9 protein-coding genes and 1 tRNA gene are annotated in these 14,561 nt (G+C 49.9%); 3 read left to right on the top strand and 7 right to left on the bottom strand.

Annotation, left to right across the window (positions count from 1 at the left end):
- Positions 1 to 17 precede the first annotated feature (17 nt).
- The gene (locus tag L6468_RS12445; RefSeq protein WP_091818949.1) at positions 18 to 1,010 is read left to right on the top strand and encodes a DNA-directed RNA polymerase subunit alpha; all 993 of its coding nucleotides are present in this window, start codon (positions 18 to 20) and stop codon (positions 1,008 to 1,010) included.
- A gap of 51 nt (positions 1,011 to 1,061) precedes the next feature.
- Positions 1,062 to 1,568: a 50S ribosomal protein L17 gene (gene rplQ / locus L6468_RS12440; RefSeq protein ID WP_091818950.1), complete on the top strand. Its 507-nt coding sequence runs from the start codon at positions 1,062 to 1,064 to the stop codon at positions 1,566 to 1,568.
- Positions 1,569 to 1,942: 374 nt separating this feature from the next.
- On the opposite strand, the gene L6468_RS12435 is transcribed toward rplQ, so the two are convergent.
- The 7 genes from L6468_RS12435 to L6468_RS12405 all read right to left on the bottom strand — a co-directional run bounded on the left by L6468_RS12435 (position 1,943) and on the right by L6468_RS12405 (position 14,317).
- Positions 1,943 to 5,188 (bottom strand): hypothetical protein, encoded by a 3,246-nt coding sequence (locus tag L6468_RS12435; protein ID WP_237793477.1) that lies wholly within the window; start codon positions 5,186 to 5,188, stop codon positions 1,943 to 1,945.
- A gap of 212 nt (positions 5,189 to 5,400) precedes the next feature.
- Positions 5,401 to 7,917, bottom strand: coding sequence for a hypothetical protein (locus L6468_RS12430; protein ID WP_237793476.1), 2,517 nt, complete (start codon positions 7,915 to 7,917; stop codon positions 5,401 to 5,403).
- 27 nt (positions 7,918 to 7,944) lie between these two features.
- Positions 7,945 to 8,352: a tRNA (adenosine(37)-N6)-threonylcarbamoyltransferase complex ATPase subunit type 1 TsaE gene (gene tsaE, locus L6468_RS12425; RefSeq protein ID WP_237793475.1), complete on the bottom strand. Its 408-nt coding sequence runs from the start codon at positions 8,350 to 8,352 to the stop codon at positions 7,945 to 7,947.
- 8 nt (positions 8,353 to 8,360) lie between these two features.
- A complete protein-coding gene (gene porX / locus L6468_RS12420) occupies positions 8,361 to 9,911 on the bottom strand; it encodes a T9SS response regulator signal transducer PorX (RefSeq protein ID WP_091818954.1) in 1,551 nt (516 codons plus the stop codon).
- A 23-nt stretch (positions 9,912 to 9,934) separates the two neighbouring features.
- A complete protein-coding gene (gene porW / locus L6468_RS12415) occupies positions 9,935 to 12,826 on the bottom strand; it encodes a type IX secretion system periplasmic lipoprotein PorW/SprE (protein WP_237793474.1) in 2,892 nt (963 codons plus the stop codon).
- Positions 12,827 to 12,841: 15 nt separating this feature from the next.
- Entirely contained in the window at positions 12,842 to 13,051 is a 210-nt protein-coding gene (locus tag L6468_RS12410; RefSeq protein ID WP_237793473.1) for a hypothetical protein, read from the bottom strand.
- A 6-nt stretch (positions 13,052 to 13,057) separates the two neighbouring features.
- Positions 13,058 to 14,317, bottom strand: a complete 1,260-nt coding sequence (locus L6468_RS12405; protein ID WP_237793472.1) for a 3-phosphoshikimate 1-carboxyvinyltransferase — start codon at positions 14,315 to 14,317, stop codon at positions 13,058 to 13,060.
- 169 nt (positions 14,318 to 14,486) lie between these two features.
- Here L6468_RS12405 and L6468_RS12400 point away from each other — a divergent pair.
- Positions 14,487 to 14,559, top strand: a tRNA-Pro gene (locus L6468_RS12400).
- Positions 14,560 to 14,561: the final 2 nt, after the last annotated feature.

Raw genomic sequence — 14,561 nt, 5'->3', positions numbered from 1 at the left:
TCAAAATCATTGAATTAATGGCGATATTAGCATTTCAAAAACCCGATAAAGTGGTAATGTTGGAAGCCAACGAGCGATTCGGCAAGTTCGAATTCCGTCCGTTGGAGCCGGGCTTCGGTGTAACCATCGGTAACGCCCTGCGCCGCATACTCCTTTCATCGCTTGAGGGCTATGCCATCAACACCATCCGTATTGCTGGTGTAGAGCATGAGTTCTCATCCGTTCCTGGTGTAAAGGAAGATGTTACCAACATTATCTTGAATCTGAAGCAAGTTCGATTCAAGCAAATAGTTGAAGAATTCGAGAACGAGAAAGTCAGCATCACCGTCGAGAATTCAACCGAGTTCAAGGCCGGTGATATCGGCAAGTATCTGACTGGATTTGAAGTGTTAAATCCCGATTTGGTGATTTGTCATCTCGACTCTAAGGCTTCAATGCAGATAGATCTGACCATTAACAAAGGTCGTGGATACGTTCCTTCAGATGAGAACCGTGAGTTCTGCACTGACGTGAATGTCATTCCCATCGATTCTATCTACACTCCTATCCGTAACGTGAAATTCGCAGTAGAGCCTTTCCGCGTTGAGCAGAAGACCGACTACGATAAGCTCGTGCTGGAAGTCACAACGGATGGTTCCATTCACCCAAAGGACGCCCTGAAAGAGGCTGCTAAGATCCTTATCTATCACTTCATGCTCTTCTCTGATGAGAAGATTACCCTCGAGACCAACGATGTCGAGGGCAACCAGGAGTTTGATGAGGAGGTACTGCACATGCGTCAGTTGCTCAAGACCAAGCTCGTTGACATGAACCTCTCTGTTCGTGCCCTGAACTGTCTGAAGGCTGCCGATGTAGAGACACTTGGTGATCTCGTACAGTACAATAAGACTGACCTCCTGAAGTTCCGTAACTTTGGTAAGAAATCGCTCACTGAGCTTGATGATTTGCTCGAGAGTCTGAATCTGTCGTTTGGAACCGATATTTCAAAGTATAAACTGGACAAAGAGTAATATCGTTTTGATGATATGAAGATTGCCCAATAAAAAAAAGTAAAAAGAAAAATGAGACATAATAAGAAATTCAACCATCTCGGTCGTACTGCATCGCATCGCGCTTCCATGCTTGCCAACATGGCCATCTCGCTGATCATGCACAAAAGAATCACTACGACCGTGGCCAAGGCAAAGGCCCTCAAGAAGTATGTTGAGCCCCTGATCACTAAGGCTAAGGAGGACTCAACTAACTCACGTCGTGTAGTATTCAGCTACCTTCAGAACAAGGAAGCTATCAAGGAACTCTTCTCTACTGTAAGTGAGAAGGTTGGCGACCGTCCCGGTGGATATACCCGTATCATCAAGCTGGGTACCCGTCAGGGTGACGCTGCTCAGATCTGCTTTATCGAGCTCGTAGACTTCGATCCCGAAATGGCAAAGACTGAGACCAAGAAGAAGGCTACTCGTCGTTCTCGTAAGGCTACTAAGGCCGAGGCTCCTGCTCAGGAGGCTCCTAAGGCTGAAGAAGCTGCTGCCGAGGCACCCGCAGCCGAAGAGGCTCCGAAGGCTGAATAAGGTTTCGATCAATAGAAACAATATCTCTGATATGAAGGTCCGCATCACACGATGCGGATCTTTTTTTATGCCTGGTAGAAACTGAGGGGTAACTAGTAGATTCTAGTTATTACTAGTTTTACTAGTTCTAACTAGTTCTAACTAGTTCTAACTAGTCTTTCTAGTTCTAACTTGTCTTTCCTAGTTTATCCTGTTTTAGGCTTGCGTGATCTTTTGTGGTATTTTTAAGCCCCTATAAGGCTTTCCTCTGCTCTTTGTGATATCTTATGCCTCTATACAGAGAAACGCGCTCCTAGCCCCTGAAATTCCACTGAAATTAAAAACGCCCCCAAGAGCGGATGCTCCTGGGGGCGAATGTTTATGAGTAGGGTAGGTTATTTGATAACCTTCTGAGTCTTGACAGTACCGTCGCTCATCATCTTCTTCACAATCTGGATACCCTTCTGGGCTGTCACGATACGACGTCCGTTCAGATCGTAGAGCTGCAGAGCGCGAACCTTTGCAGTTGCGGGTTCGTTGATATTGGTCTCGATTGTATCAACGGCTCTTCTGTAGTCAAATCCTGATACTGCACCTACCAAATCCAGCTTCACATCACCGAAGAAGTACTGTGAGTCGTTGCCATAGTAGAATCCGAGAGTCAGCTTACCGTCTGTTACGGTGATCTCTTCCAGTGTATGAGCCAGATCCATGCTGTACTCGCTCAGACCATGATGCTTGGCAGCCTCGATGGTAGCGGTAGCGGCAAAGTTGAGTTCGCGATCAGCAGTCTCACCTTCTGCGGGCTCCAGTGTCTCAGATGTCTTAGCATATACGAAACCTAATGCGTCCTTACCAGACCATTCGCCAGTCTCGTCGTCATAGTCACCCTTCTGGTTACCCCAGTCAGTACCATACAGAGTTACGTTGTAGATACCTACGGGAAGGTCTGTAATGGTCTGTTCAACCTGTGCCTCAGAGTGGTAAACGGTTACTGCGATATCCTCAGGCAGACCTTCGATGTTACGTGGGTTACCCCAACCGTCGCCACCAGTACCCCAGAATCCAGGATTGCCCTTAACTACTGACCAACCAGGCATGTTCTCTTCAGAGAAGCCCTTGCTTGGAAGCATTGCGTACATGTTAGGATTCTTAACGAATACACTCAGGTCGTAAGACTGCTTAATCTCTTTTCCTGTTTCTTCGTCAATGTCAATAGTGGGGAAGAAGGCCTCAGGATCCTTCATGCCTTCGTAAATCTTCTTTGTCAAAGCAACCTTAATCTGGTCTGCAATATTGTCGTCGTCAGAGATCAGGTTGTTAGCTGCTACAATCAGAGGATCTTCGTCATCATATCCGAAGTTCTTCAGCGCTTCAACACCACGACGGATACGGTCTGTCAGTACCTTGAATCCGGCATCACCGTTCTTAGATTCACCTTCAGTGAACATGTTAGCGCAAAGGTCAGCCATTGGCTTCAGTTCGCCATTTGCTGCGGTCAGTTCTTCATCGTCGGTCAGTTCCTTACCAGCAAATTTTGCTGCAAGTTCTTTCAACTGCTTATACAGATCGGTGCCGTTGAACTTGCTCTCGGCCAGTTCCAATGCAAGGTCTTGAACTTTCTGGTTAGCAGCATCGTATTCGTCAACGAGTGTCTTGTGAGCGTTCAGAGCCTTTGACAGGTTGCTCAGGTCAAGCATAGCAGCATCGATAACGCTTGGAGCTGTGTAAGAAGGTGCCTCGGTGGTGTACTTAGTGATAGCTGCATCCAAATTGGTGTAAGCTGTGCCAGCGTAACGAGCATCGTTAGTATTATCTAATACGGTCTTAGCAGCTGCGATAGCATCCAACAGATCTTGTGATACCTTTATGCCAGTAGAGAAGTTTACTTCGCAAGAAGAGTAGTCGTTACTGCCCAAGTTCTGTTCTGCGAAGATTTGGGTAACCGTAATCTTGTGCTCGCCATCGGCCAGAGCTTTGTCTGAGGTACGCTTCAGCGTGATGGCTGTTGAGAATTCCTCTTCAGCCTCGGCTTTCAGGGTCTCATTGTCCAGTTTAGCCTCAATCTTGTTGACGATAACCTTCTTATCGAATGTGAGCTTGAACTCGCTGATAGTGCTGGGCAGGTTGAATGAACCTTCCTCAGGATCGCTGGTCATCATCTCAGGTGCACCATAGGTGAAGGGCAGTTCGTCCAGTTCTTCGTTGAAGCGGCCGTTCTGTGTGAAGGCTTCAACTTTCTCGTTGGTGTCAATATTGAAGATGTTATAGTCGCCCTCAAGGTTGTTGAAGGTTACGACAATCTCATCGTCCTCACTCAGATATTCGCAGCCGTTGTCTGCAGCCCAGTCTTCGCTGATGAAGACAAGGATAGCACCAGTGACATCAATTTCAATAGACTCGAACTCAGCCTCCTTACCATTAACAGTCACCTTGAACATCTCGTTGGGGAGAATCAGACGGCGCTTACCACCAGCGTGCTGAACCATCAGACGGCATGTGTTCACATAATAGGGGAAGAGAATCTTGATACTACCATTTTCACCATACTGAACATCAATCTGAGGCTCGTAAGCATCAACGTAAATGTTGTCGAAATAGTAATTGTTAGCATCTGCGATATCGTTCAGGTTGAATGCTACAGACTGGAACTTGTTACCATTGCCATTCTTTGCCTGACTACTTGTCACCTTGAGATCATTTTTCTCGTAGGTCTGCCAGTCGCCGGTAAAGCTGATGTTACCAAGCAATTCATAGTGGATATAGTCACCAGGAGCAGCGTGAGCCTGTGTTGCTACATCGCCAGAGAGGTCTGCTTTATAGTCGAACTTAACACGATACTGGGTGTTTGCCTCCAAAGGCTCATTGAAACGGAACCAGAACTGGTTGTCCCAAGCTTGTTCAACTTTTGCTGTTGCAGCAACCATAATACCACGGCTACCATCAACACCAACACCGTCTGAAATCACTGCGTTGGGAACAGGATCTGTACCGTCACGGTCAATCTTAGCGAAGAAGCTGCTTACGTCGTCACCTTCCATGTCGCTGTTGTTGATCAATGGCTTCCAAGTACCCCAAGATGACAGAACAGGTTTGTCCTCACCCATCTGCAGAATCTGAATCTTCTGGATGTAAACGGTACCTACTGTGCTACCCATCTGCCAAAGGATGTGTTCGTCGTTTCCTGTAGATGTTACGGCTGCAGTGTGGTTGACTGAATACATCACATAATCGTCGGACTGCTTAAACTCGAGGGTAGCGTTGCCACTTGTGCCCCATGTGCCGATAGACAGGTTGGCAGAACCATCCATCTCGGCTTTCAACCATACGCGAATCACATAGTCCTCGCCTTCGGTGGTGTTGAACCAGTCAAGTACGAATGGCTGCAGGTCATAGTTGTTGGCCTGAACTTCATTGTTTGCGATCCTAAGAGCACCATCGGTGATTTCAACGACAGCTGTACCATTACAGAAGAATGGTTGTTTTGCGGCATCGCCATCTTTGTCACCCATCCAATAGTACGGATAAGAATCTGTTGTACTGTAGTCTCGTTCCAAGATGACCTTGAGAGACTGAGCACTCATCGAACCCGCTACAAATAGCAGCAGGAACGTTACTAAAGATTTAGTAATAGTTCTCATGTTTGTAAGTTAATAATAAGTTAAAAAATATGGTTAATAATTACATTGGTTTACATGTAAGGTTTTGGTCCTTTGACTTACAAGTAAGGTTTTTGGTCCTTTGGTTTACTAGTAGGTTTTTAGGTCCTTTGGCTTTCGGGTGCAAATATACGGGATATTTGTTTACGCCGCTTTTTGTTATGTTACATTTGTTTTTTTTTATGTCTCACACACTAAAATGTGCCCTTAAAAACCCTTATTTTACCGTCTTTTAGGGAAACTTTGAGTGATTTTGTGTTTAGTTTTACCTCTTTTGTAAAACAGCGACCTTTTTCTGTTGCGGTAATCAGGATTTTTTGTTTTTCGTTGGTATTATTATGCAAATAGATGATGCTTGGATCATTGGCATCCTGTATGGCGGTGACATCCGCGCCACTGATAAAGAACTTCATGGTATTGGCAATGGAGTGATTCTGGTCGGCAGTAAATGTGACGGCTGAACCACTCTTGGAAATCATTGTCTTGGCGGTGAAGACAGGAGCGCCATAGCGGGTGTTGACATTTTTCAGTCTGCACGCACGTTGTCCGGAGAAATTGCTGAGCAGCAGATAGCGCGTACTATCTGGATCGGCAGCCATGATGCCACTCCATCCTTCAGGCGTGGAGAGTTGCTGACAGGCGTCGGATAATTGTGCCGTTGATGCGCTGTCGATATTGGAATAGTAGATAATGGCGCGACGGTCAACCAACTGGTCTTGCCCAACGGTGCGGGGCTCATCGGAGTAGGAGGTGTAGAGACGTGCCGTCATGATAGAGTTGTTGTTGGCGCGTTCGCCGAAGGCTATCTGTTTGTTGCCGGTGGTAACGATGCCAAACGTATTGTCGATATTCACCCACGGACCGCTCATGCGTGTCAGTTGGGTACCATCCAACCGTTGTGTGCCCTTGGTCGTATAGAGGGTGCGGGTGGTCTTTGTCATCTCGTCCACGCTGATGGCCATGAGCCCGCCTTTCTCGGCTGTGATGGTGCAGGGCTGCTTTGCGCGTACATTATCTATATAGATGACCGCATTACCTGGGGTGGAGTAGATGGCGAAGCGGTTGTTGAGGGTACCGTCGTTAGTGTCAATTTCCCCATTCATCACATAACTGTTACCGTGGAGGTCATAGATGCCAGGAACGATGGGCGTGGCATTGGTCTTCTTGCCCTGAACCTCGTACCAGCCAAGGAAATTGCCGGTGTTGTTGGCACGGAAGGGGACGATGAGGTTGGATGTCTGAGGGCGGAGGTCTGAGGTCTGAGGGCTGATATAGCCGGTGTAGCTGCGCAGACCCTGGCTCCATGAGAAACAGGTGAAACGGTCGGGGGTGGCGGCTCGGACGATGTCCTGCGAAGACAGAATCTTCGCAGCGCTATATTCGCGGGTGAAATCTTCCCAGCGGGTGGGTGTGAGACTGGCGGTGGAGAGTACCTCGTGCATCAGCCATGTCATCATGACACGGTGGGCCTCTACGCCCATGCGACGGGCACCGACGTCAGCGCGCAGGAGCCAGGAGCCGTCTGTAGTGGTCTGCTGGCGGTGCTTGATCATTTTATACGCCAGGTTCTCGAGCATCAGCGCATGCGGATCGCGCAAGAAACAGGCATTGGTAGAGTAGGAGGTAATCTGGTCGTAAAGGAACAGGCTCCAGTCGTTACCGTTGGGCATGGCCAGTTCGCCATCGCTGAGTGCCAGCCAATAGAGCACCTCTTGCATCACCTTGTCATTATGATGCATCAGGGCGTTGGTATGCCATTTTTCTGTACCGTAAAGTTCCTGTTGGAAGAGTTTCAGGGCCAGGGCAGCCTCGCCCAGTTCCTGAATGACCACATTCTGATAGGAGGTGTGGAAATAATTATGGTTCTGGAGCGTGAAGTCGTCATAGAGGTTCTGCCCTTTATAGAGGTCCTTCACGGTCTTGGTGTCGTATGTAGGGTCGATGATGGTGGCGTCGGTGGCATCATCCTGATGTGAGTAGCTGTTGACAGCGAACTCGCGCAGGCGTTCGAACCACTGTGGAGCCAGCGGGTCGTTGGGGAAAAGTCCCAGGGTGACTGCCAGCACATCGGCTTCCCATCCGTTTTCCTCGGCCTTGGTATCACCGGCATAGCCTGTGGGGATGGTGCGGTGCAACTCGTAGTTGCACTCAGCCTTCAGCAGCTGGTATATATAGTCTTTCTGCGTGTCGCTCAGTTTGTCCCACTGAAAGAAGGCGCTATAGGCCACCGACATAGCCCAGAGAGAACTCTCCCATACGGCATCGCTTGACGATGTGGAGCCCCAGTAGTTATTACCGGAGCAGACCTTCAGTTTGTTGGCTTTGTGGGTGGAATAGGCAAAGACAAGGCTCTTCATGGCCATGGACTCGATGTCTGTCCAGGTGACGTCGGCGGGGAGACTCACCTTCCCCTTGCCGTATTTGCTCAGGAAGGCACAAATCATCGACAGGTCGGCATTAGGACGCACGCCGCGCTCGTCGTTAGCCATGGTATGCTCGCCCTTGAAACAGCCGCAGGCCTCACCAATGCTGTTGGGGGCTGCACAGTCCTGGAAATCGTGCTTCATATAGGTGGCAAAGTCGGCCAGCATCTGAAGGAGGTCGGACTGCATGGATGCCTCAGCGACCAAATCGCCGAGCACGGGACTACGAGCCGCCATGGGAGCCGCTGAAAGCAAAACCGCGAAAAGCAGGGCAAGTAGTCTTTGCATATTCTGGGGAGGTGTGATGAGGGCCTGTTAGAATGTAACGGTGCGGGTGCCGTCGGTATTTTCCGTGATGGTCACCTTGACGGCATCTTCGGGAAGAAGGTCTTCGATGAGCTCGGGCCACTCAATGAAACAGAGGGCACCACTGTAGAAATAATCCTCATAGCCCATGTCATAGACTTCCTCCAGGCGCTTGATGCGGTAGAAGTCGAAGTGGAAGATGCTTTGATCATGAGCCTCGTACTCGTTAACGATGGCGAAGGTGGGACTGGTGATGACATCCTCAACACCCAGTTCCTCGCAGATAGCCTTGACGAAGGTGGTCTTTCCTGCACCCATCTTGCCGTAGAAGGCAAACACTTTATGTTCACCGATGTTCTGTATAAACTCACGAGCTGACTCGCGGATTGTGTCTATGTTTTGAATCTTTATTTCCATATTGTATATTATCTTTTCTTTCCTGTCATGGTAATCAGCGGGATAATCATCTCTTCCATAGAGATGCCTCCATGCTGGAAGGTATCTTTATAATAGGATACGTAATAGTTGTAGTTGTTGGGGTAGGCGAAGAACGAGTCGCCGGTAGCGAAGACATAACTGGTAGAGAGGTTGGGCTGTGGCAGTAGCGCCTCGTTGGGATTCTTGATAACGAAGAGATCCTTGGAGTCGTAGCTGAGATTCTTACCCAGTTTGTAACGCAGATTGGTATTCGTATTGCGGTCGCCCACAATCTTCACGGGTTTGGTGCATCGGATAGAGCCATGGTCCGTGGTAACGATAATCTTATAGTCAGTCTGTGACAACTGGCGGAAGAAGTCGGCAATGACGGAGTGGCGGAACCAGGAGAGCGTGATGCTGCGATAGGCCGACTCGCTGTTGGCGAGCTCGCGTACCATCCTGGACTCCGTGCGTGCATGGCTGAGCATGTCGATGAAATTGAAGACGACGACATTGAGGTCGTTGCGTTCCAGTGACTTCAGCTGCTGGATGAAACGGTCGGCCTCGGAGGAGGTGTTGATCTTGTGGTACGAGAACGTGTTGTGACGGCGGTAACGCTCCAGCTGTGTCTGGATAAGCGGTCCCTCGTTCAGGTTCTTGCCCTCCTCCTCGTCCTCGTCAACCCATAAGTCGGGGAACATCTCCGCAATCTTGTTGGGCATGAGTCCACTGAAGATGGCATTACGGGCATACTGCGTAGCCGTGGGCAGGATGCTGCAATAGAGATCTTCCTCAATATCGAACTGGTCGCCGATCTCCTGCGACAACATGCGCCACTGGTCGTAGCGGAAGTTATCAAGGACAATCAGGAATACCTTCTCGCCGTTATTGAGCAGCGGGAATACCTTTGTCTTGAAGACTTCGGGTGACATCAGGGGGCTGGGGGAGAGCTTTTTTATCCAGTCCAGATAGTTTTTCTTGATATACTTCGTGAATCCCAGGTTGGCCTCTTCTTTCTGCATGGCCAGCATATCGGTCATCTGTGAGTCGGTGCTTGAGAGCTGCAGTTCCCAGTGGACCAGCTGCTTATAGACTTCAACCCAGTCCTGCCAGGTACGACAGTCCATGATCTGCATGGCAATCTGCTGGAACTGCTGCTGATACTGACTCTGCGTCACTTCCGTCTCAATCTCGCGGCGGTGGATATTCTTTTTCAGGACCAGGAGAATCTGGTTGGGGTTGACAGGCTTGATGAGATAATCGGCAATCTTCTGTCCGATGGCCTGTTCCATGATATTCTCCTCTTCACTCTTGGTCACCATGACGACAGGGGTAGACGGCGATATCTGCTTGATGCGCTGCAGGGTCTCCAAGCCACTGAGACCTGGCATCTGCTCGTCGAGTAATACCAGGTCGAAGGAACTCTGCTGACAGAGGTCTATGGCATCCGTACCATTGGATACGGTGGTCACCTCGTAGCCTTTGTTCTCGAGAAAGATGATGTGGGCCTTGAGCAACTCTGCCTCATCGTCAACCCATAGTAGATGTCCGTTAGTCATACTTTTCTGTCGTTATTTAGTGTTTACCAAAGGTCGAAATCATCTGTATCGTCAGTTTCTTCCTCCTCTTCCTTGACCTCGGGTTCAGCATCCTCGGGGTTGATAATCTGGAGGTCGGGCGGAATATTGAGCAGTTCCTCATTGCTGATTTGCAGCGGCATGAACGTGCGCTCGTAGAACTCGTCATAGTCTTTATAACTGAATCGGGTGCCGATGAGCGTCAGGTTGTGGTCGCTGATGACCAGGCTGCGACAATGGCGCAACATGCGCGACATGGTGTCCGACTGATACAGCTGTCGGGCATATTGCTGGGCTTCGTCGAAATTCATGAAACCGCGAATCATCATGCGGTCAAAGCCTTGCTGGCGCTCTATCTCCAGGTCGAAGTTGCGCACCAGGAAGTTGGAGAAGTTGAAGCGTGCCATCTCGTAGAGCAACTGGTTCTCGTTGACGGAATCAGGCTGGAATGCCAGCAGGAAAGTGAACGGTACGTTACGGTCGGCTGAAAGGGTGTCGGTAGAGGTGGAGTCCTGAGCCATGGTCAGGTCACGGCGCGACCAGAAGTCGTCAATGTCGAAGGTGCCGCCAGTCAGCGTGCGACCTTCCTGTACGCCTTTGATAATCATGCCGGCCATCTCGGACACCTCACTCTTCGGATATTTCTCAACCACGGTCTTCAGTTCTGCCACGCAACCGGAAGCATCGCCCTGGTTCAGCAGGCTGAGTCCGTTGAGGAAGATGAACTTCGGACGGTTCTCGCCCAAGGGGAAACGTTCGGCCGATAGCTTGGCATTGGCCGTGATGACGTCATGTCTGCCCTCCTTGAAAGCATCATAGGTGGCAGCATAGATGGAGTCCTCTATATGTTCGCCAAATCGGGCGTTCTCCTCGAAATAGGGATTGCTGAGCAGGATGGTCAACTCACTTTCCGGGTAGTTTTCCTTCATGCGTGCCAGACAACTGTCGGCAAGGTCGGTCTGTCCCTTGCGGGAGTAGAGCAGGAAGAGGTGATACCAGGCCTTGTCCATCTGTTCGTAGGTGGGATACTGGTAAGTCAGGCGGGTCAGCTGCTTCTCGGCCAGACCGTAGTTCTCCAGTTTATCCTTGAAGATAACGCCGGCATTATACAGACCATCCATGATGATCAGGTCGCTCTCGGCTTTCTGTTCATCGGTAAAGGGTATCTGTGCCAGGTAGTACTCGCGGTTGTGCGGGTCGTTGGCCAGTGTGTCGGCCTCGGCAGAAAGACTGTCTTGGCTCTCCGCAACATCCGGGTTCTCCGGGTTTTCCAAACTGCCCAGGCTATCGGGAACTTCCTGTGCGCTTTCCATGTTCAGATTACCTACAACGGTCTTGTTCGTGCGCTGCCAGTCGTCGGCATTCTCACGCTTGCCCCATTGTTTCTGGAACGTCTGTTTACCTTGGTTCACGGCCATCTGGTTGTAGAAATACCACTGACCGTTGGTGGGGGGAGTTGACTGTGGGGTGGTGGGACGGGTGGCCTGGTTGCGGTTACCCACGGCACCTTGCTTCTGCTGGACGCGCTCCACCTCGGCCTCAAGGGCTTTGTCGCGCTCCTCCTTCTCCTTCTTCTTCAGGGCCTCGATGACACGGTCGATAGCAGCCAAGCGCTCTTTCTCGGGCATGTTGGCCAACTCCTGCAGGGAGTCCTGCAGGTGGACGGCATCGGTAAACGGTACCAGCTCGTCAAGGATTTTTGAGCGCTTGGACAGCATCTCATAGTCGTCACGTTCCTTGTCAAGCAGTCCGATAGCCTCGCCATAGCAGCGCTGCGCATCATTGTATTTCTCGAGCACCCAGTAGAGGTCGCCCAGTTTAAGCAGCAGCACACCTTTCTCTATACCGCTGCGTGTGGCTTTCGTATTGCCTTTCTCATAGGCAGCGATAGCCTGTGTGGTATCTTTCTGCATCAGGTAGATATTGCCAATGGCGTAATAAACCTGGTCCAGATAGTCTTTGTTGTTGTCTGAGCGTGCCATGCGCTTCAGACGACTGATCATTTTCTTGTAGTTGCCCTTTGCCATGACCTCGGTCTGGGCAATACGGGCATTGAACTCCAGTTCGTAGGGCGGATTCTGGCGTATCACCCTCTGATAGGCCTTGTAGGCTTCCTCGCGCTTGCCGATAGCCGTCTGTATCTGGCCCATGATATACCACTCACGGGCTTTCTGTGTCTTGCGGTGCTCGTGCCTGATGGTCTTGCGCAGATAGGGGATAGCCTTTTCAAATTCGCCAGTCTTCAGATAATAGCCGGCATAGACATTGTCCCAATCGTTTTGTGCCCGGTAATGGATGGAGTCGCGGCTCATGTTGCGGATCACATCCTCGGCATCGTAAATCCAGTCGAGCTCCGTATAGCAGCGGGCCAGCCAGGCACGGGCCATGGCATTCTCCATGGGTTGTGTCTGGTAGAGGCGTGACATATAACTGAAGGTGGCTGCGGCCTCTTCAAACTCACCTTTCTGGTATTGGGCCTGACCCATCAAGAGCCATGCCTTCCACAGGAACGGGTTGTACTCCCTGCGTCCTAGCCACTCCTTGTCCTTTGCGGTCTTGCGGCGTGTCTTGTTCCATTCGGGTTTTGCCTTGATAGAGTGTTGCTTGATGGTTTTCTCCATCTTCTCTATAGAACGGTCGAAATTACCTTTTCCTATCGAACGACTGTTCTTGTTGCCAACGGTGAAGAGGGGCAACTGTTCGGTGAAGTTGTCCTTGTTGCCCTTCTCTTTCTCCCTGGAGCCGTCGATATAGGCTTGCGAGCCATTATAGTAAGTGTTGTATTTCGCCGTGAATGATTGCCAGAAGCGACTCTTGGCCGTGTTTTTCTGCACAGAACAAGCCGTCATCAGCAGGCTGACGACGACCATTAATAGTATGTATGAGTATCTGCGCATCAATTATAGAAACTCCTAAATGTCTGATTTATTGCCTTCTCGCTTCTTTTTCTCTTCCATCAGACAGGCAATTTTACAGTCACCGGATACCTTACTGCTGCACGAGGTACAGTCGTGAGCCTCAATCACAGGTTCGTCGGTGCCGCCTTTGGTGAATATGGATGCCAATGCGGCAACAATACCTAATAATACTATTGAACCGATGCAAATCAGCGCAAACTCCATATTGTCTTATTCTTGAATGGTGAATTGTGCCTTCTTTAAATCGTCCCAATAATGTGGGTAGGACTTAGTGACAACTTGTGGGTTGTTGATGCAGATTGGCATCTTGAATCCGAGTGGGGCAAATGCCAAAGCCATACGGTGATCCTCGTAGGTATCGATGGTGGTCTGAGCCCTGAGGTCTGAGCCCTGAGGTTTCTTTCCATCCCATTTTAGCTCACAACCGTTGATGGCTTCTATGTAGTATCCCAATTTGGCAAGTTCTGTTTTTAGAGCCTTAATACGGTTGGTCTCTTTGATTTCTAATGTCTGTAGGCCTGTGAAGTGGAATGGTATGTTCATAGCACAACAAGTGCAGACAAAAGTCTGAGTCAAGTCGGGCACATTGACAAAATCGTATTCCAGGCGAGGCACGCGATGTCCACTCTTAGTGAGCGTGACGGTGGTTGGCTTTCCGGGGGTCTTTGATGCAAAGATGGTCTTTACTCCCAGCAAACTGAAAATATACCGTACGCTGGAGTCACCTTGCTTGGAACCGTCCATCAGACCTTCCAGTCTTACTTCTGCCTCAGGGTCGTCTGACAGGGCTACCATCTCGTACCAGTAGCTGGCAGCACTCCAGTCGCTCTCAATGAAATAGGGACGCTGGACGTATGGCTTCGGCTCCACCTTGATGGTGTCCATGGATATCCATTCGGCATCGGCACCAAATTCGCGCATGGTCCAGAGGGTGAGGTCTATATAGGGCCTGGAGATGATCTCACCATTCAGGCGCAGGGTCAGTCCCTTCTTCAGGACGGGTCCTATCATCAGTAGGGCAGAGATATACTGTGAACTGATGTCGCCTGCAACATCCAGTTCTCCACCTTCCAGTGTGCTTCCCTTGATGCGTAAGGGCGGAAAACCCTCCTCGCCTTCATAGCTGATGTCGGCTCCCAAACGGCGAAGCGCGTCCACCAGGACTTTGATGGGGCGGTGCTGCATACGTTCTGTTCCGGTTAAGACATGTTCACCGTGTTCGGTGGCAGCCAAGAAGGCTGTCATAAAACGCATGGCGGTACCGGCCGCTTTGATGTTGATGACCTCAGGCATATTCTTCAATGCCTGTATGATGACTTCGGTGTCGTCGCAATCGCTCAGATTCTCAGGAAGGATAGTGCCTCCCGACAGTGCATGAATGATGAGTGCACGATTTGATATACTCTTCGATGCGGGCAACTTGACGGTTGTCTGTAATCGTTTGGGTCCAGTTATTTGATATGTTGTCATAATTGATGCAAAGATACAAAATAAATGCAATAAACGTGCTATGGCACCGAAATAATTAAAGTTTTTTGCAAAAACGCAAAAAAAATATGGAAAAATTTGGTAGTCTCGGAAAAACTCCGTACCTTTGCACCCGCATTCGACGAAAACGTCAGTGCTAAGCTTTAAGGATCGGGATTTAGCGCAGTTGGTAGCGCACACGTCTGGGGGGCGCGAGGTCGCTGGTTCGAGTCCAGTAATCCCGACT

Source organism: Prevotella communis (genome assembly GCF_022024115.1).
GTDB lineage: Bacteria > Bacteroidota > Bacteroidia > Bacteroidales > Bacteroidaceae > Prevotella > Prevotella communis.
The sequence above is the reverse complement of the archived record's forward strand: the minus strand, read 5'-3'. Positions and strand labels throughout refer to the sequence as shown.